The organism is Oceanospirillum sp., from assembly GCF_048265165.1.
In the GTDB taxonomy this organism is placed as follows: domain Bacteria; phylum Pseudomonadota; class Gammaproteobacteria; order Pseudomonadales; family Halomonadaceae; genus Oceanospirillum.
The window spans coordinates 140,659-158,802 of record NZ_JBLXCD010000003.1; the positions used below are offsets into that span (position 1 = coordinate 140,659).

The 18,144-nt window shown below is 49.1% G+C and carries 18 protein-coding genes; 2 read left to right on the forward strand and 16 right to left on the reverse strand.

Features of this window, described 5'->3' with window-relative positions; translation table 11 throughout:
• Positions 1–20 precede the first annotated feature (20 nt).
• From tmk to ACN0R8_RS07690, 10 genes are all read right to left on the reverse strand, one after another.
• On the reverse strand, positions 21–674 hold the full coding sequence (gene tmk, locus ACN0R8_RS07645) for a dTMP kinase (RefSeq protein ID WP_417596494.1): 654 nt from the start codon (positions 672–674) through the stop codon (positions 21–23).
• 36 nt (positions 675–710) lie between these two features.
• Positions 711–1,769 carry an endolytic transglycosylase MltG gene (gene mltG, locus ACN0R8_RS07650; protein ID WP_417596495.1) on the reverse strand — a complete coding sequence of 353 codons (1,059 nt, stop codon included), beginning with the start codon at positions 1,767–1,769 and terminating at the stop codon, positions 711–713.
• A 99-nt stretch (positions 1,770–1,868) separates the two neighbouring features.
• Positions 1,869–2,735, reverse strand: a complete 867-nt coding sequence (gene pabC, locus ACN0R8_RS07655) for an aminodeoxychorismate lyase (RefSeq protein WP_417596496.1) — start codon at positions 2,733–2,735, stop codon at positions 1,869–1,871.
• Positions 2,736–2,820: 85 nt separating this feature from the next.
• The gene (fabF, locus tag ACN0R8_RS07660; RefSeq protein WP_417596497.1) at positions 2,821–4,059 is read right to left on the reverse strand and encodes a beta-ketoacyl-ACP synthase II; all 1,239 of its coding nucleotides are present in this window, start codon (positions 4,057–4,059) and stop codon (positions 2,821–2,823) included.
• Between the two features lie 154 nt (positions 4,060–4,213).
• The gene (gene acpP, locus ACN0R8_RS07665) at positions 4,214–4,447 is read right to left on the reverse strand and encodes an acyl carrier protein (protein ID WP_077242679.1); all 234 of its coding nucleotides are present in this window, start codon (positions 4,445–4,447) and stop codon (positions 4,214–4,216) included.
• Between the two features lie 109 nt (positions 4,448–4,556).
• Positions 4,557–5,300, reverse strand: a complete 744-nt coding sequence (gene fabG, locus ACN0R8_RS07670; RefSeq protein ID WP_417596498.1) for a 3-oxoacyl-ACP reductase FabG — start codon at positions 5,298–5,300, stop codon at positions 4,557–4,559.
• Positions 5,301–5,322: 22 nt separating this feature from the next.
• Positions 5,323–6,267 carry an ACP S-malonyltransferase gene (gene fabD, locus ACN0R8_RS07675; protein ID WP_417596499.1) on the reverse strand — a complete coding sequence of 315 codons (945 nt, stop codon included), beginning with the start codon at positions 6,265–6,267 and terminating at the stop codon, positions 5,323–5,325.
• Positions 6,268–6,447: 180 nt separating this feature from the next.
• Entirely contained in the window at positions 6,448–7,461 is a 1,014-nt protein-coding gene (gene plsX / locus ACN0R8_RS07680; RefSeq protein ID WP_417596500.1) for a phosphate acyltransferase PlsX, read from the reverse strand.
• A 9-nt stretch (positions 7,462–7,470) separates the two neighbouring features.
• Complete coding sequence (gene rpmF, locus ACN0R8_RS07685; protein WP_077242683.1) at positions 7,471–7,650, reverse strand: 50S ribosomal protein L32; 180 nt, start codon at positions 7,648–7,650, stop codon at positions 7,471–7,473.
• A gap of 35 nt (positions 7,651–7,685) precedes the next feature.
• Positions 7,686–8,216 carry a YceD family protein gene (locus ACN0R8_RS07690; protein ID WP_417596501.1) on the reverse strand — a complete coding sequence of 177 codons (531 nt, stop codon included), beginning with the start codon at positions 8,214–8,216 and terminating at the stop codon, positions 7,686–7,688.
• Between the two features lie 199 nt (positions 8,217–8,415).
• Here ACN0R8_RS07690 and ACN0R8_RS07695 point away from each other — a divergent pair, with 199 nt between their 5' ends.
• Entirely contained in the window at positions 8,416–8,997 is a 582-nt protein-coding gene (locus ACN0R8_RS07695) for a Maf family protein (RefSeq protein WP_417596502.1), read from the forward strand.
• Between the two features lie 78 nt (positions 8,998–9,075).
• Here the strand turns inward: ACN0R8_RS07695 and ACN0R8_RS07700 are convergent, their stop codons facing one another.
• The 3 genes from ACN0R8_RS07700 to ACN0R8_RS07710 all read right to left on the reverse strand — a co-directional run bounded on the left by ACN0R8_RS07700 (position 9,076) and on the right by ACN0R8_RS07710 (position 11,906).
• On the reverse strand, positions 9,076–10,101 hold the full coding sequence (locus ACN0R8_RS07700; RefSeq protein WP_417596503.1) for a S49 family peptidase: 1,026 nt from the start codon (positions 10,099–10,101) through the stop codon (positions 9,076–9,078).
• A 121-nt stretch (positions 10,102–10,222) separates the two neighbouring features.
• Entirely contained in the window at positions 10,223–10,876 is a 654-nt protein-coding gene (locus ACN0R8_RS07705) for an HAD-IA family hydrolase (RefSeq protein ID WP_417596504.1), read from the reverse strand.
• Positions 10,877–10,943: 67 nt separating this feature from the next.
• Positions 10,944–11,906 (reverse strand): RluA family pseudouridine synthase, encoded by a 963-nt coding sequence (locus tag ACN0R8_RS07710; RefSeq protein WP_417596505.1) that lies wholly within the window; start codon positions 11,904–11,906, stop codon positions 10,944–10,946.
• Positions 11,907–12,593: 687 nt separating this feature from the next.
• Between ACN0R8_RS07710 and rne the strand changes: the two genes are divergently transcribed.
• Positions 12,594–15,674, forward strand: a complete 3,081-nt coding sequence (gene rne / locus ACN0R8_RS07715; RefSeq protein WP_417596506.1) for a ribonuclease E — start codon at positions 12,594–12,596, stop codon at positions 15,672–15,674.
• Between the two features lie 99 nt (positions 15,675–15,773).
• Here rne and murB read toward each other — a convergent pair whose 3' ends face one another.
• The 3 genes from murB to kdsB are packed head-to-tail and all read right to left on the reverse strand — an operon-like array spanning position 15,774 to position 18,129.
• A complete protein-coding gene (murB, locus tag ACN0R8_RS07720) occupies positions 15,774–16,826 on the reverse strand; it encodes a UDP-N-acetylmuramate dehydrogenase (RefSeq protein ID WP_417596507.1) in 1,053 nt (350 codons plus the stop codon).
• 44 nt (positions 16,827–16,870) lie between these two features.
• A complete protein-coding gene (locus tag ACN0R8_RS07725; protein ID WP_417596508.1) occupies positions 16,871–17,353 on the reverse strand; it encodes a low molecular weight protein-tyrosine-phosphatase in 483 nt (160 codons plus the stop codon).
• On the reverse strand, positions 17,353–18,129 hold the full coding sequence (gene kdsB, locus ACN0R8_RS07730) for a 3-deoxy-manno-octulosonate cytidylyltransferase (protein ID WP_417596509.1): 777 nt from the start codon (positions 18,127–18,129) through the stop codon (positions 17,353–17,355). Before kdsB ends, ACN0R8_RS07725 begins: the two co-directional genes overlap by 1 nt.
• Positions 18,130–18,144 lie beyond the last annotated feature (15 nt).

Below are 18,144 nucleotides of genomic sequence, written 5' to 3' on the forward strand. Positions count from 1 at the left end.
GCTTAGAAGACTTGAAGCGATCAACTACCTGACTGAAAGAAACACTGGAGCACATCAGCAATATCCTGCTGAACTCGCTCCAGAGTTTGGCCTGCATCAATCACAGCAAAGCGTTCCGGCTCAGCCTTAGCTCGGGTCAGATAACCCTGTCGCACCCGATCAAAAAATTGAGCCTGCTCCTGCTCAAACCGATCAGTCGTGCCACGCTTATTCATCCTCTGGCGGGCAACTTCTGTCGACAGGTCCAGTAAAATAGTCAGGTCTGGACGTACCGTTTCCTGTACTAGCTGTTCCAGTTGAGCTATCCAGTCGAGATTCAGGCCTCGAGCATACCCTTGATAGGCGTAGGTCGCATCGGTAAAACGGTCTGATACCACACACCTGCCGCGGGCAAGCTCTGGCAGGATTTTTTCATCCAAATGCTGAGCCCGGGCGGCAAACATCAATAGGAGTTCAGCTTTTTCACTGACTTTCTCATCCCGTTGATTCAGTAGTAGCTCACGTATCTCTTCAGCCATTGGCGTGCCACCTGGCTCACGGGTCATTAGTGGCTGGAGGCCATTTTTTTCAAGCCATTGCTGTACAAAAGTCAGATTAGTGCTTTTACCAACACCTTCTGAGCCCTCTAAAGTAATAAAACAGCCCTGTTTTCGGTTATTTGTTATCAAGGTCATGATCAATTCCACCAAGTCAAACCGGTTTGCTCAAATTTATTGCTGAGTCTCAGGGGATGACTGATAATTCTGTTTACGTTTATAAATCTGGTAGTAACGCACCGCTTTATTATGTTCCTGCAATGTCTTGCTGAATTTGTGACTACCATCACCACGGGCAACAAAATAAAGGTCTCCCTCTTTCAGAGGGTTCAGGGCTGCATGAATCGCATCACGCCCTGGAAGAGCGATAGGCGTTGGCGGTAAGCCATTGATTCGATATGTATTATAAGCTGTTTTCTCTTTCAAGTGGCTCCGGGTAATATTGCCCTGATAACGCTCACCCAGACCGTAAATAACAGTCGGGTCGGTTTGCAGCCGCATGCGCTTCTCCAGACGTTGAACAAAAACACCGGCAATACGAGAACGCTCCTCTGGCACCCCTGTCTCTTTCTCAACAATAGATGCCATAATCAGCGCTTCGTAGGCATTATTGTAGGGCAACGCGGCATGGTCAGCTTTCTGCCACTCTTCATTCAAAACCCGGCCCATTTTTTCATAAGCGAGTTTAAGAATCTGCAGATCAGTCATGCCTTTGTGGTATTGATACGTATCAGGAAAAAAACGTCCTTCATGGTGCTCTACATCACTGGCGGGCTTGCCGGAAACCCATTGCATAATGTCTGTGGTACTCATGTCACGGGTTCTAACCGTTAGTTTTTCCTGTTGCTGCAAAAGCTGCAGAGCCTCCGAAAAGTTTAAACCTTCCGGCAGCGTCACTTGGTATTGAACCGTTTTGCCAGACGTCAGTAAGCCCATGAGTTCATAGGCACTGATACCAGCAGGAATCCGGTACTCTCCTGCTTTTAGTTGACCTTTTTCGGGATTAATTTTCAGCCAGATTTTCAGTGGCCAGGTTTCCGGTAAAATACCCTCAGCATGGAACTCCGCCATCACATGGTTAGCGCCAGAGCCAGACTTTACGTCATAAACCATAGGCTCAGAGAGCGGTAACGGCTGTTGTAAAAGCTGCTTCCAATATACAAAAAAAAGCAGAGGTATAAGAACAGCAAACCCCGCAAGCGCTGCAATAACCCGACGATTCAGAAAAAACATATTTATTCCTTAAACAAATTACCGGCAGAGCTCCGGCATCACAAATATCTCACCTGGCACAGAGGTCGGTTAACCCGAAGAATTTCAAAGCAAAACAGCTCACACAATCGGTAATTTCATAGCAGGATGAAAGGCACCGATCAACGCCTTAATCACAGAATGCTCAGCAGAATGCCAGGACTGAATCAATCCACCATGTTCATCATACCAGTGTGACAAGGGTATAATTCCACGAACACTGTTACAAATAAACGCTGACTCAGCCTGCAACAGATCCGAAGCACTTAACGCCGGCATTTCACAGGGTATGGTCAACGCACCTGAACTAGCAGATACCTGCTCCAGAATAGCATCACGCATCACCCCTCTAACCCCACAAAGGTTCAATTTCGGAGTTAAAAGCCTGTCTTCGTGTACCAGAAAAATATTAGCCATTGTCGCTTCAACCAGATAGCCTGAACGGCTGAACATCAGACCTTCAAAGTATTCGTCCCGCCATTCCTTGCGCGCCATCACCTGCTCAAGCCGGTTCAAATGCTTCATTCCTGCTAACGCAGGCTGCTCTGCCAGTTGTAGATGACAGCTTCGTACACTGACACCTGCTGCATAATGTTCAGAATCGGTTTCTGGCAGAGGAAAGCCCTGAAGACTCCACTGGCTATCAGGGCTATCAGGGCACCGGTAACCCCGGCCTCCACTCCCCCGGGTCACCATAAGCTTGGCGACCCCATCACCTCCATCAACAACCCCGGCAATAGCTCTTATCAGCTGCTCTTCAGACAGAGGTAGAGGGATATCAAGTCGTTGCAGAGAATATTTCAAACGTTGCCAGTGTCGGTTAAATAGTCCGACACGCCCTCCAATAACCCTGAAGGTTTCAAACACACCATCGCCATAAGCAAGGCCACGATCGGTGACCGGCCATGAAGTCTGTGCAACACCATTTACCAGAGTTTGAAATGCCATAGGGAAGGCTCAATAGCAAAAGACAGAGATAAAAAAGGGCCCATCGGGCCCTTTTATATACAGCGGCACAGGATCCAGAGTCCTGCTACACCTTAGAAAATAGCAATGAACCGTTGGTTCCGCCAAAGCCAAAGGAGTTAGACAGCGCATGCTCAACCTTCATATCACGAGCCGTATGCGGCACGTAATCCAGATTACAGCCTTCAGCCGGATTTTCCAGGTTGATGGTTGGTGGAGCAACCTGATCCCGAATCGCCAGAATGGAGAACACCGCTTCAACCGCACCGGCAGCTCCCAGAAGGTGGCCGATCATAGACTTAGTGGAACTGACCGCAACACTCTTAGCAGCATCACCCATCACTTTCTCAACAGCACGACTTTCCGCAACATCACCAGCAGGAGTCGATGTGCCATGGGCATTAATGTAATCCAGCTGCTCAGGGTTCAGACCTGCATCTTTAACAGCATTTGCCATGGATGCCGCAGCACCACGACCATCTTCCGGTGGAGACGTCATATGGTAAGCATCATCGCTCATACCGAAGCCGGTCAGCTCAGCGTAGATGGTAGCGCCACGGGCTTTTGCATGTTCATACTCTTCCAATACGAGCACGCCAGCACCGTCAGACAATACAAAGCCATCACGGTCAGCATCCCATGGACGGCTGGCTGTCTCAGGCGAGTCATTGCGGGTCGATAGTGCTCGTGCGGCTGCAAAACCACCCAACCCAAGAGGCGTAGTTGCCATTTCAGCGCCACCGGCAACCATAACATCCGCATCGCCGTAAGCGATGGTGCGCGCAGAGTAGCCGATGTTGTGAGTACCTGTTGTACATGCGGTGGTAATCGCAATATTAGGCCCCTGAAAGCCAAACCGAATCGCTAAGTTACCAGAAATCATATTGATAATACTGCCCGGTACAAAGAACGGTGAAATCTTACGAGGTCCCTTTGCCTGCAGGTTATTATGGTTCGCCTCAATCATTGGCAAACCACCAATACCAGAACCAATGGCAACACCGATACGGGACGCATTTTCTTCTGTGCATTCCAAGCCAGCATCATCTACCGCCTGAATCGCGGCTGCCATACCATACTGGATAAAAGTATCCATTTTGCGGGCATCTTTTGCAGGCATGTATTCGGAGACATCGAAGCCCTTAACTGAGCCACCAAACTGGGTGCTGAAACCCGTTGTATCAAAGTGCTCAATTGGCGCGATACCGCTTTTACCAGCCAGAATACCGTCCCAGCTCTCTTTTACACTATTACCGAGGGGCGTGATCAAGCCCAGGCCAGTAACAACGACCCTTCTGCGAGGCATTATGCTTCCTCCAAATACGCTAAAAAACTACCGGGGCATGTCATCTATTTTACTTACAAAAAAATCATACCCGGCAATAAAAAAGAAAAGCCGCCCCTGCTAGGCAGAAAGCGGCTTCTTTGTAGTCAGTCTAGGACTGAATACTCACTCGATCTTACTGGTGAGAAACTACGTAGTCGATTGCTTCCTGAACGGTCGTAATCTTCTCAGCTTCTTCATCAGGAATCTCTGTCTCAAACTCTTCTTCCAGAGCCATTACCAGCTCAACGGTGTCCAGAGAGTCTGCACCCAGATCGTCAACGAAAGAAGATGCATTGGTGATTTCTTCTTCTTTAACACCCAGCTGCTCACTTACGATCTTTTTTACACGCTCTTCGATAGTGCTCATAACTTAAAATTTCTCCTGTGGGTACAAATATCCGAACAGCAATAAAAGCTGATCGGTATTTTATAGAGGGTTACTGAGTGGCGCAATAGCTACCAGCCAACAACCGGCTTTAGCGCATATTCATGCCGCCATTAACTTGCAGAGTTTCACCAGTGATGTAACTCGCACCTTCACTCGCCAGGAAAGCGACAGCATTCGCAATCTCTTCTGGCTGGCCCAGACGGGCCAGAGGAATCTGTGTCAGCAGCGCTTTATGCTGCTCTTCAGGTAATGCATGGGTCATATCCGTAGCAATAAATCCGGGGGCAACCGCATTCACCGTGATATTACGTGAAGCTACTTCACGGGCCATTGCCCGGGTAAAGCCTTCCATGCCAGCCTTTGCTGCAGCATAGTTGCTCTGTCCCATATTGCCCATTGTGGCCACTACAGAACTGATATTTACAATGCGACCCCAACGAGCTTTTGTCATGCCACGCATCGTTGCTTTAGCGATACGGTAAACAGACTTAAGGTTGGTATCAATAACAGAATCCCACTCATCTTCCTTCATACGCATCAGCAGATTATCTTGTGTGATACCTGCATTATTGATGACGATCAAAGGAGCGCTGAATTCTTCAGTAATCGCTTTAATAACAGAGTCCACAGACTCCTGAGAGGTAACGTTAAGAACGTAACCCTTTCCTTGATAGCCTTGCTCCGCAAGCCCTTCGGAAATACTTTGTGCACCAGATTCAGAAGTGGCCGTACCCACAACGATGGCACCCATTTTACCCAGAGCGTAAGCAGTTGCACGGCCGATACCACGACTTGCACCTGTTACCAGGGCCACTTTTCCTTCAATACTCATCTGATTCTCCGTAGGAGTAAATTTAGGCACCCTTTACCAACTCAAGGGTAGACGTTAATGACTCTGGATCATTCACCGCCAGAACTTTCAGACTACGCTGAATTTTCTTATTAAGACCTGCAAGCACTTTACCCGGACCACACTCAACGGTGATCTCTGCACCCTGCTCAATCATATGTTCAACACAGGAGACCCAACGAACCGGACTATAAAGCTGAGCCAACAGGTTTTCGCGAATGGTATCTACATTGCTATGGGGTTGGCCATCAACATTGTGAACAACCGGAATACGCGGCTCTTCAATCGTAATTTTATCCAGCTCTGCAGCCAGCAGATCTGCCGCAGGCTTCATCAGATCACAGTGGGACGGAACACTCACCGGCAGAGGTACAACCCGCTTGGCACCCAACTCCTGACACTTAGCACCGGCACGTTCAACTGCTGCCGTGCTGCCTGCAATCACAACCTGACCAGGGCAGTTATAGTTAACCGGTGCCACAACAGCGCCTTCGGCTGCAGCCTGACAAGCTTCTTCAACTTTATCATCCGCCAAACCCAGGATAGCAGCCATGGCACCTGTACCCTCGGGTACAGCTTGCTGCATAAATTCACCACGCAGCTTAACCAGTCGGACAGCGTCAGCAAAACTCATGGCTCCCGCACAAACCAAAGCACTGTATTCACCCAAGCTATGACCGGAAACCATCGCTGGACGAGGGCCTTCCAATTCTTGCCATACACGCCAGATCGCAACACTGGCGGTCAGAATGGCCGGTTGTGTTTTGTCTGTCTGGTTTAATGACTCTGCAGGACCTTCCTGCACTAACTGCCAGAGGTCATAACCTAAAATTTGTGAGGCTTCTTCAAATGTCGTGCGAACTACCGCATAACGATCAGCCAGTTCACTCAGCATGCCTACTGCCTGCGAACCCTGTCCAGGAAAAACAAAAGCCAGGGACTGTGTCATAGCAAACCCTTTACACTGTTTATTATTAATCAGAACCCAGCCTTACAAATAAACAGCAAGCTGGATCCTTTGTGATCCTTGCGCTTTACCCTTTGAAACACCGGGCAAAGCCTTAGTCTGCCCACTCAGGCCAGAATAGCGCGCGATTATAGCACAGCAAAAAAAAAATCGAGGCCAAATTTACAAACTCGTGCCAGCGCCACTATTTGCTACCTTATCGCCGACCCGCTCACAAAGCCCTGATCGCACGGCATGAGTGGCATGGAGAATAGAGCGATAAAAACCTTCAACTTCTGCGGCACCATGGCTTTTCACCACAACCCCTTGCAGACCAAGCAAAACGGCACCATTGTATCGCTCAGGGTTAAGGGATCGCTTAATACTTTTCAGCACAGGCCTAACAAGAACACTCACCACCCTTCCGTAAAGAGTACTCTTGAATCCTTGCCGAATCTGCTGGAACAGGAAGCGCACCACACCCTCACTGGTTTTTAGTGCCGTATTACCGGAGACGCCATCACAAACAATTACATCCACCTGACCAGAGAAAATATCACTACCTTCAATAAAGCCTTCATAACGAATAGCCGTAGAGGTGGCCATAATATCTGCCGCATCACGCACCAACTCTGTGCCCTTGAGTTCTTCTTCGCCGACATTGAGCAAACCAACCGACGGGGATACCTTACTCTGCATAACCTCAGCCATAGCGCTACCCATTAAAGCAAACTGGTACAAATCATCAGCATCACACCCCAGGTTTGCCCCCAAATCTAACATCAGGCACTCACCACCATTAACAGGCAGCTGACTGCAGATCGCCGGGCGACTCACCCCAGGGTACATTTTCAGCAAATAACGACTGATCACGGCTAACGCCCCGGTATTACCGGCACTGACACACGCATCTGCTTCCTGATCGGCAACAGCCTGAACAGCCAGATGAATCGACGAGCCTTTCTGATGACGCAGTGCATGCTTGGCACTATCTCCCATAGCTACAGATATATCAGAATGACGAAACTGAATCCGGTTAAGCAGCGGGGATTTTTCAGGAAGAAGAGGTCGGATCTTATTAAGATCGCCAACCAGGAGCACGGAGAGAGAAGGATCTTTATTAAGCGCTCGGAGCGCTGCAGGAACGGCAACGCGGGGACCGAAGTCCCCGCCCATCGCATCAATAGCGATTAACACAAGCAGACCTTATTCGTCGCCTTTGTCAACCACTTTGTTGCCACGGTAGAAGCCATCTGCCGTCACATGGTGACGCAGGTGAACTTCACCAGTGCTTTTATCTTCTGAAAGCGTAGACGCACTCAGTGCATCGTGAGAACGACGCATACCGCGCTTAGAACGGGTTTTACGGTTCTTTTGAACAGCCATGACAACTCACTCCTAAATACAACTAGAGGTTGCAGTTAACGTTTTCCCTTCAGTTGCTCTAGAACACTGAAAGGATTTTCCGGTTTAGTTTCAGGTTGGGCTTCATCTTCCTCACCTGAAACCAGCATTTCACTTGTAACCGAGCAATCACCTTTATCGTGATATGACGCTATGGGTAACGTCAGAAGAATTTCATCTTCTATCACAGGTAATAGCTCAAGCTTCTCGTCTTCGACGATCAGCGGTTCATACTGTTTCGGCAAGTTAGCCGCAGCCTCATCAGAAGCAGCGATCGCTAACAAAAATTCGCTATCAACCTCAAAAGACATCGCCTGCATGCAGCGCTGACAGGGAACCTGAAAAAGGCCCTTCAGCTGACCACGCACAAAACGGATTTTCTGAGGGTCAATATCGAACTCAAGACGTACATGGCAATGCCCTTCACTACTGACCAGGGCATCAAGCACGCGATGGCATTTTTCAAGGGAAACATCCCCTTCAATAACACCAGCATCACGAGCTAACTTGTACGGCTCGATTGTAATGGGAAGTCGGTCACCAAACATAAGCGCGCAATAATAGGGATATGACCCGCAACTGTCAAAGGATTGAAGACAAGAACAGTAAATAATCTCTGAAAAGATCGGATACAATCCTCTTTTCAGGGGGTTATCCATTCCCCACATCTATCACCAGTGCCAAACCTGTTGCTTTGGCACTGAAGCTGCAGCTGACAAACATCCACATTCACAGGATATTATTTACATGCTCCCACTGGTTCTGGCTTCCACATCATTTTACCGCAAGCAACTTCTCGAAAAACTTGGCCTGCCTTTTATCCAGACAGCCCCAAACATCGATGAGTCACCCCTCGATCAGGAGAGTGCCAGCACACTGGTAGAACGCCTTGCCAGAGAAAAAGCTCTTGCCCTGACAGAGAACCACCCTAACAGCCTGATCATCGGTAGCGACCAAGTCGCTACGTTTGACGGGCGCATTATCGGCAAACCGCACACCAAAGACAACGCCCAAAAACAACTAAAAGACTTCAGCGGGCAAAAAATTACTTTTTATACCGGTCTGGCCCTGCACAATACCGCTACAGGTGAAACCAAAAGCATGGTCGAACCTTTCCATGTTTACTTCCGAAAACTTAATGACCAGCATATCGCCCATTATATTGAAAAGGAAAACCCATTGGACTGTGCCGGTAGCTTTAAATCTGAAGGGATGGGAATTGCATTATTTGAAAAGCTGGAAGGCAGAGACCCTAACACCCTGATAGGGTTACCCCTTATCGCGCTTTGTGACCTTTTACACGCTTTCGGGGTATCACCACTGGACTAGCCCTATACCTTCACATTCGGGAGAATGACGGGCAGCAAACTGCCCGCTACTCTCATCAGGCCGCCCGTCCCGGGAGGCTCAATAAAGTTGCGGCTCTCTCAGTAAGGCCTTTAACTGCACGCCCATCTCACGACTGATCTGCTTCCAAGGTGACGGCTCCGGCGTAAAATCAACCAGATGCCGAATACCTACCTGCTCTTCCGCTACCTGACGAACACTTGCCAGACCATCAATCAGCCCAAGATCAACTGCCTGCTCCCCACTCCAGACAAGACCAGAAAAAATCTCTGGATTATCTGCCAGGCGATCACCACGACCGTCCTGCACTGCCTTAATAAATTGCTGATGGGTCTGGGTTAGCACCGATTGCCAGAAATCTGCCTGCTGGTCACTCATATCTGTAAAGGGATCGAGAAATGCTTTGTTTTCGCCGGAAGTGAAGACACGACGCTCAACACCCAGCTTTTCAATCAACCCGCCCAGACCAAAGCCTGCAGACACAACACCAATCGACCCAACCAAACTTGCCCGATTGGCATAAATCTCATCCGCACCCGCAGCAATATAGTAAGCGCCGGAAGCTCCCATATCCCGTATTACCGCATAAACAGGTGTATCCGGGTGTAAGGACCTTTGCCGGAGAAGCTCATCATAAACCTCCCCGGAATGAACCGGGCTACCACCGGGGCTATTAATATTCAAAATCAAAGCACGAGTGCCGTTATTGTCAAAAGCAGCACGAATTCCACGAATCAGGCTGTCCGCATTGGCCTCCTGCTCTTCTCCAATCTGACCCAGTACATTGACAATAGCAACATGATCACCGGATACAGCATCACCGCCTCCAACTTTATTGGCAGATTGCCAAAAAAGTACAAGAGCAACCACTACCACTATTGCACGAAAAAACCGGAAAAATAGCTTCCAGCGCCGAGCCCGGCGCTGTTCTTTCAATGTTTCCAGCAACCAGGTTTGCATCATTTCATTTTGCTGCCTCACCGGATCAACAGCTTCAACCGTCTTTTGTGCTTCAATATCAGAGACAGAGTCGCCAGCCACTCGGCGCACACCCTCTTTCGGTTCATTCCAGTCTGATTCACTCATTACAATTCCTTAAATCCAGCATTACCTGGCCATATATGACTGGCCTGACCATGCATCACTTATCCAGATATACAGCAGTCATTGACCGTTTAGCAATCGGCCAACACTTAGACCCCAGTTCTTAATCACTCAGTAGCCAGTCCACCAGCTGTTTAAAACGATCCGCAACAAAGACCGGCTGATAGGCCTGTAGCCGATCAGGGTGGTGCGCGCCGTAAGTAACGGCCAAGCGATCCATACCGGCATTTTTTGCCATTCCAAGATCATACTCTGTATCACCAACCATAACGGCTTGACGAACATCAAACCCTGTCACATCAAGTAACTCACGCAGCATCAGAGGATCAGGCTTAGAAAGCGTTTCATCGGCACAACGGGTATGTGTAAACAGAGCTCCAAGCCCAACCTCCGGCATCACACTGTCCAATCCACGACGACTCTTACCTGTTGCAACCGCCAACACACAGCCAGCCTTTTTCAGGCGCTGCAGTCCATCCTGAACGCCATCGAACAAAGGCATATCTAAATTTGACCGTTCAAGAAATTGATGCGTATAACCATTTCGAATCGCCTCAACACCATTATCATCAATCCCCTGACAAAGATGACGAATAGCTTCCGGCAGTGCCAATCCTATAATATTACGCACCGCTTCATCCGTCAGCGCTGGCTCCCAGCCATAATCCTTCGCAGCAGCTTGCATACTGGTAATAATACGCGCCTCGGAGTCCACCAGAGTGCCGTCCCAATCAAAAATAACAAATGGATATTTCACAACTTATCCCAAAACAATGTTTGAACAACCTATTACCACCAAGCGGCAGCACAGACTCAATAAACAACTAACCCGCTGACAGACGCTCAAGGATCAGACGGAGACTATCTTCATAAGGCGCCCTGATATCGACAAAAGTTCCTGACTTAGGATCGGGAAAACCAAGAGATGCCGCATGCAAAAACAAGCGTTTAAAACCCAGGCCTTTAAAGTGCTGATGCACCTTATCATCGCCATATTTCACATCCCCTACAAGACTGTGGCCAACAGACTGCGCGTGCACGCGAATCTGATGGGTTCGACCGGTTACCGGCTCCGCTTCAAGCAAGGTACAGAGTACGCCATTTGCATCGAGGCGTTTAAGAATCTGAAACCGGGTGACGGATGGCTTTCCTTCTTTCGGATCGACTTTGACCACTCGCTCACGCCCGCCCACATCATGTTTCTTTAGGGGTTTATCCACCTCAGTCACAGACTCAGGCCAGTACCCCACAGCAAGTGCATGATATTTTTTCCGAAACGCCTTAGCCTTTAGTTGCTCCTGCAGGTAATTCAGAGCCTTACGGTTTTTCGCAACCAGTAAGCAACCGGAAGTATCTTTATCCAATCGGTGCACCAGCTCCAAATAGCTACCTTCCGGGCGAATCTGACGCAAGTTTTCAATCAGCCCGGCCTGAATCCCAGAGCCAGCATGAACCGATAATCCTTGCGGCTTATTGATCACCAGCCAATCATCGCACTCCTGCAACACCGCAGCTTCTAAAGCCAAAGCAAACTCTTTACTGACAGGTATATCGTCCGCTTTTTCTGCAACCCGAACCGGCGGAACGCGAACAATATCTCCCGCCTGTAAACGGTATACCGCCTTGACTCTTTTTTTGTTCACCCGAACCTCCCCTTTTCGGATAATCCGATAGACAAGATTTTTTGGCACACCTTTAAGAAAGGTAATCAGGAAGTTATCAACCCGTTGCCCTTCATTATGGCTATCAATGGTGACAAAACGAACAGAGTGAACAGCTTCAGCCACATGGCCTCCCGGGGCAGTTCTTCAAGTAAATCAAATTGATGGTTTGCGTGATAGCTGCTATATTACAGACCGCCTGAAAAAAGACTAAAAAAACTGACATCTATTGTCGCCTGCACACTTGGCTGATGGGGTATAAACTCCCCCGCCAGGAAAAACAGCCCGGCATTTCAGGCAAATATCACCGCTAGCATGTTGAAAACACCTGTAGTTTTACCGGTGGTCATCAACCAGCGAGATGGTAACAGATTACACATTGAATGTGAGCTGAATGAACAGCTTGCAATTTCCGTTAACAGCACACCCTCACAACCTGAATAGTGCGAACGGATCAACTTATGTTTCGTGTCCGGTGAGACTTGCGGAACGACTGGTTTGTTTAGTGTTGGCCGATTGCCAACCCCGGTATCATCATTTGTCGTCATCCAGTCCTGTACCTTGCCACCAGTATGTTTTTCACCTTTTGCTGCATTCCGGCAGCGGCGCATGTTATCCAACGTGAAACATGCTGCCCTAAGGGATAGTAGTCAGAGTTCGGCTCTATGATCGGGAACTGCCAGTCAGCAGATCAGATACGTATGACAGCCGCCGCTGAAGAGCATTAAGCACGCATAAAAATTTTGATTCTGAGCCTTAAAAGGTTGGTCAGTATACTGACATTTGGGTGTCCCAAGGACCCAAAAGACTTCGATGAAAAGAATGCTAATCAACGCAACCCAACCTGAAGAGTTGCGTGTTGCCCTTGTAGATGGCCAGAGACTTTACGATCTGGATATCGAATCAGGATCCCGTGAGCAGAAAAAAGCGAATATCTACCGCGGACGTATCACACGTATTGAGCCCAGCCTTGAGGCTGCCTTTGTTGATTTTGGTGCAGAGCGCCACGGCTTTCTGCCGTTAAAAGAGATCTCAAAAGAGTACTTCAGCAAGAAACCGTCTGAAATTCAGGGCCGCATCAACATCAAAGATGTTGTTAAAGAAGGCACCGAGGTTATCGTTCAGGTTGATAAAGAAGAACGTGGTAACAAGGGCGCAGCCCTGACGACCTTCGTTAGCCTTGCCGGACGCTATCTGGTACTGATGCCAAACAATGCCCGGGCTGGCGGTATCTCCCGACGTATTGAAGGTGATGATCGCACGCAACTGCGTGAGGCGATGAGCCAGCTGAAAACACCTTCTGATATGGGGGTTATCGTCCGCACTGCAGGCGTTGGCCGTAGTGCAGAAGAGCTGCAGGTTGACCTGGATTATCTTCTGCAACTTTGGGATGCCATTAAAAGTGCCGCCCTTGAGCGCCCGGCTCCCTTCCTGGTTTACCAGGAAAGCAACGTCATCATCCGTGCTATGCGTGACTACCTGCGCCAAGATGTTGGTGAAGTTCTTATCGATAGCCCTGAAGTTTTTCAGGAGGCGATGAACTTTATCCAGCAAGTGATGCCAAGCTTTAGCAACAAGATCAAGCAGTACGAAGACCCTGTACCTCTGTTCAGCCGCTTCCAGATCGAAAGCCAGATTGAAACGGCGTTCCAACGCGAAGTAAAGCTGCCGTCCGGGGGCTCCATCGTCATCGATCACACAGAGGCACTGGTATCGATCGATATCAACTCGGCCCGGGCAACTCGCGGCAGTGATATTGAAGAAACTGCACTGAATACCAATCTGGAAGCCGCAGATGAGATCGCCCGCCAGCTTCGCCTGCGCGATATTGGTGGCCTGATCGTTATTGACTTTATTGACATGACGCCGGTTAAAAATCAGCGTGAAGTAGAAAACCGTATGCGCGACGCCCTCAAGGTAGATCGCGCTCGTGTTCAAGTAGGTCGTATCTCTCGCTTTGGTCTGATGGAAATGTCCCGTCAGCGTTTACGCCCTTCTCTGGGTGAAACCAGTGGTGTGGTATGTCCTCGCTGTGACGGTCAAGGCACAATCCGTGATGTACAGTCACTGGCTCTGTCTATCATGCGCCTGATTGAAGAAGAGGCCATGAAGGATCGTACTGCGCAAATCCGGGCTATCCTCCCGGTCAGCGTTGCTACCTTCCTGCTGAACGAAAAACGTAAAACCCTTAACGATATCGAAACCCGTCAGGGTGTTGCGTTAATGATCGTACCCAACCCTCACATGGAAACACCTCATTATGAAGTGTCACGCCTGCGGGATGATCAATTAGAAGGCAACGGTGAAGAGTCCAGCTTTGAAATAAATCTGGAGTCGACCGATAAAGAAGAAGAAACGGCAGCACCTAAACAGCCAGAACGCGCTCAGGCCGCTGTACGTAGCGTTGTAGCGACAACGCCTCCGCCAGCACCACAGGTTAAAAGTGCTCCGGCTGAAGAAAGCTTTTTCAACAAACTGGTAAAAGGCATCAGCAAACTGTTTGCTGGCGATGACACCAAGAAATCAGCGCCTGAGAAAAAGCCTTCTCAGGAAGAGAATGAGAAAGATCATCGCGGCGGTCAGGAAAAATCAAACCGTAACCGTCGCCGCAGCGAACGCAAGCCACGTCGAGATAACCGCCGTGACAGCAGTCGTAACCGTGATGACCGTAATACCCGTGATGAGCAAACGGAAGATAAATCAGAACGTAAATCAGATAGCCGCAAGTCTGATAAGCGTAATGATCGTTCAGACCGGAATAACGAGCGCAGCAATGACCGAAAACGTCAGAGCCGCGATAATCGTGATCAGAAAGCGAAAGAAACTACGGAAGTACCGACAGAAGACAATCAGGAGCAAAAAGCAAAAGCCGAAGCTCGTGAAAATAACCGTCCGAAAAACAAACGTACCCGTAACAACCCTCGCCGTCGTCGCCGTAACCGCAACAGCGAAGGTAGCGAGCAAAATGAAGTACAAAACCAAAGTGCTGTTGCAGGCAATGAGCCAGCGGAGAAAACACCTGTTAAAGAAGAAACCAAGCCTGTAGCTAAAAAGGCAGAGACAGCCCCTGCTAAAACAGAGTCTTTACAGGGCAAAACAGAAGAAGCACCTGCAAAGGATGCCGCTAAAGAGATCTGGGCTAAAGCAGAAGCAACAATCGCTTCCCAAGTTGAAGAGCCTTCTGTTCAGTCTGACACTGAAAATGCAGTCAAAGCCGCTAAAGCAACCGCAGCACCTGCCGGCGGCACTCAGAGTGCATCGACTGAAGCTCTACAAACAGCTTCTGCAGACAGTGTAAAAGAAGGGGTAGCAGAGGCTGAAACAAGCACGGATGTATCTCAGGAAGCAGCGACAACGGAAGTACCTAGTGTTCAGTCAAACTCTGACGAGAAGCCGGCTGATGTTGAAGTAAAGCCTGATAACGTTATGCAGCAGGAAGCGGCCGCCAGCAAAGAAGTAGCTGTCGAGGCTGTACAAGCGGAGACCAAGCCTGAAGAGGTGCAGGAAGAAGCGCCGGTTGAGCAACCCGCTGAACCTGTAGTGGAAGAGGTTGAGAAGCAAGAAGCAGTTTCAGCTACCGAGGAAGCTAGTGCAGCGCCAAGCAAATCCGCAGAAGCAATAACTGCTGAAGCACAGCCTGCACTGGAAACTGAAGCAGCTCAGACAGCTGAGTCACCGACTGCAGATTCAACGCCTAAGAAACGGGTTAGTCGTAAGGTTCGTGCCAAAGTCGCCAAAGAGACAGGTGATATTGATCTGAAAATTCCGACACTTAAGCCTAATGATGAGGCTATTACACTGCCAACTGAAAAGAAAGAAAGCGTCAAAAAAACGCGGGAGCGTAAACCACGCTCTGGCCGTGTTTCTAATGACCCTCGTCTGACCCGCGAATAACAGCGTTTATTCCGCAAACAAAAAACCCAGTCAATGACTGGGTTTTTTTATACCTGAACATAACCTGTACCTAAAAATAAAAAACAGCACCTGTTCAGATCAAAGAATCAATTGAGGCTCCCTCTCCAACTCAACCTTAAACCTGAGCTTTACCTCAGAAACAATGTCATCAGCCAGAGCCAAAAGCCCTTCGGCGCTGCCCCCACCATAATGAACCAGTACAAGTGCCTGCTTAGGATATACCCCTACAGAGTCACGCCGGATTCCCTTAAAACCACACTGCTCAATAAGCCAACCTGCCGCTAATTTATTTTGTCCTTCACCAGCAGGGTATACAGGCATCCCCGGATACTGCTCTTTAAGGCTTTGAGCTAACTCAACAGACACAACAGGGTTTTTGAAAAAACTACCTGCATTACCCACCTCAGCAGGATCAGGGAGCTTACTCTGACGAATCCTGCAAACAGCTTTGGCTATCCTCAATGGCGTCGCCTCTTTGCCTTCAAGTTCTGCGGCCAGATCACCATAACCCAACTTTGGCTCTGCTTTAGTCTGCAGGCGCAGCAGAAGGCTGGTAATAATAACCTGGCCGGTGCACCCTTGCTGATACTCAGCAGACTTAAAGATACTGTCACGGTAGCCAAAGGAACACGCCTCACGACTTAAGGTAACCGGCTTGCCATCGCGAACACGAATAGCCGAAACCGACACCAGTACATCTGCCAGCTCTGAGCCATAGGCACCGATATTCTGAACGGGCGCAGCTCCTGTACGACCTGGAATCAACGCTAGATTTTCTAGTCCGTATAACCCCTTCCCGGCAACTTCCATAACAAGATCATGCCAGACAACCCCTGCGCCCACAGTCAGTAACACACTGCCGTCTGCCTGAGGGTCGTAATGGCGCTGCTGATTACTCATCTGCACTACTAGACCAGGAATGTCCGCAGCAAGAATAAGATTACTACCGCTACCTAACGGAAAAACCGGCAAGTCACGCTTTCGAGCCCAGTCCAAAGCCTGTTGGCACGCTTTTGCAGACTCAGGTCGGCAGAAGTAATCGGCATAAACAAGAAAGCCTAGGGTATTCAACTCACTAAGGTCTTTATGGTTTTCAGGTTCAGGTACAAACAGGAATTCTGATGGAGACACTAAATTGCTCACTAACAATTAGGATGGGTTTGGCTCGGAAGGAGTCAGCTATCGCGGTGTATAACAAGCTCAACCAGCAGGCTTTTACCCGCCGCTTCGACCAAGTCTAATACTTGTTCAAAGCCTGATTCACCCCCGTAATAAGGATCAGGGACCTCCTTCAGACCTAAGTCTGGCGCATAATCCAGAAAGAGCCCTAATCTAGCTGAACCGTCTTCAGGACGAATCTGATGCAGGTTTTCCAGGTTACTCAGATCCATTGCCAGTATATGATCATATTCATAAAAATCTTCTGCAATGGCCTGACGGGCTTTCAGCATACTCAGATCGTAACCTCGTCGTACAGCAGCCTCCTGCGTGCGTGGGTCCGGCGACTTACCAATATGCCAGGCAGCAGTACCCGCAGAATCAACCTCGATCAGCCCCTGAAGGCCAGCATCTGCAACTAGCTTTCGAAATACGCCATCAGCTGTCGGAGAGCGACAGATATTGCCTAAACAAACAAACAAAACCTTAATGCGTGACATCAGTGCTGATCCTTTCCTGTCTGCTGGCAGAGGTGAGCTCGCACACGCTCCAGATCTTCAGCCGTATCAACACCTGCAGGATGTCGCTCATCGGCCACCGCCACATGAATACGGACACCATTCCAAAGCGCCCGTAACTGTTCCAGCTGTTCCGCCTGTTCAATAGGGGCCGGTTGCCAACTGACAAAGTCATTCAGCATTTTCACCCGATAGCCATAAAGGCCAATATGCCGGTAAAGCGGTGACGGCGGCAACTGATTCAGACCTGCAGAGAATGCATCGCGCGCCCAGGAGATGGTTGCTCTGGAGAAATAGAGTGCGTAGCCACGGGCATCTGTCACAACCTTAACGACATTCGGGTTGTGAACAGCAGCCAGATCTTCAATCTGCTCGCACAGAGTTGAAATTCCTGCGGAAGGATCTGCCGCAAGATTATGAGCTACCTGATTGATCAGGCGCGGTGGAATCAGAGGCTCATCACCCTGAACGTTGACGATAATATCATCCGCATAAAAACCTAACTTCTGAGCAACTTCCTGCAAACGATCAGTACCGGAAAGATGCTGGTCTGACGTCAGACAGACTTCAGCACCAAAACCTTCAGCAACATCTGCAATGTTCTGATCATCAGTGGCAATAATAATGCGACTGGCTTCACTTTTCTGAGCTTGCTCATACACCCACTGCAACATAGGTTTGCCTGCTATATCCAGCAGGGGCTTACCCGGTAAACGAGATGACGCAAAGCGAGCGGGAATGACAACAGTAAATGACATGATCGGGTCCTTAAA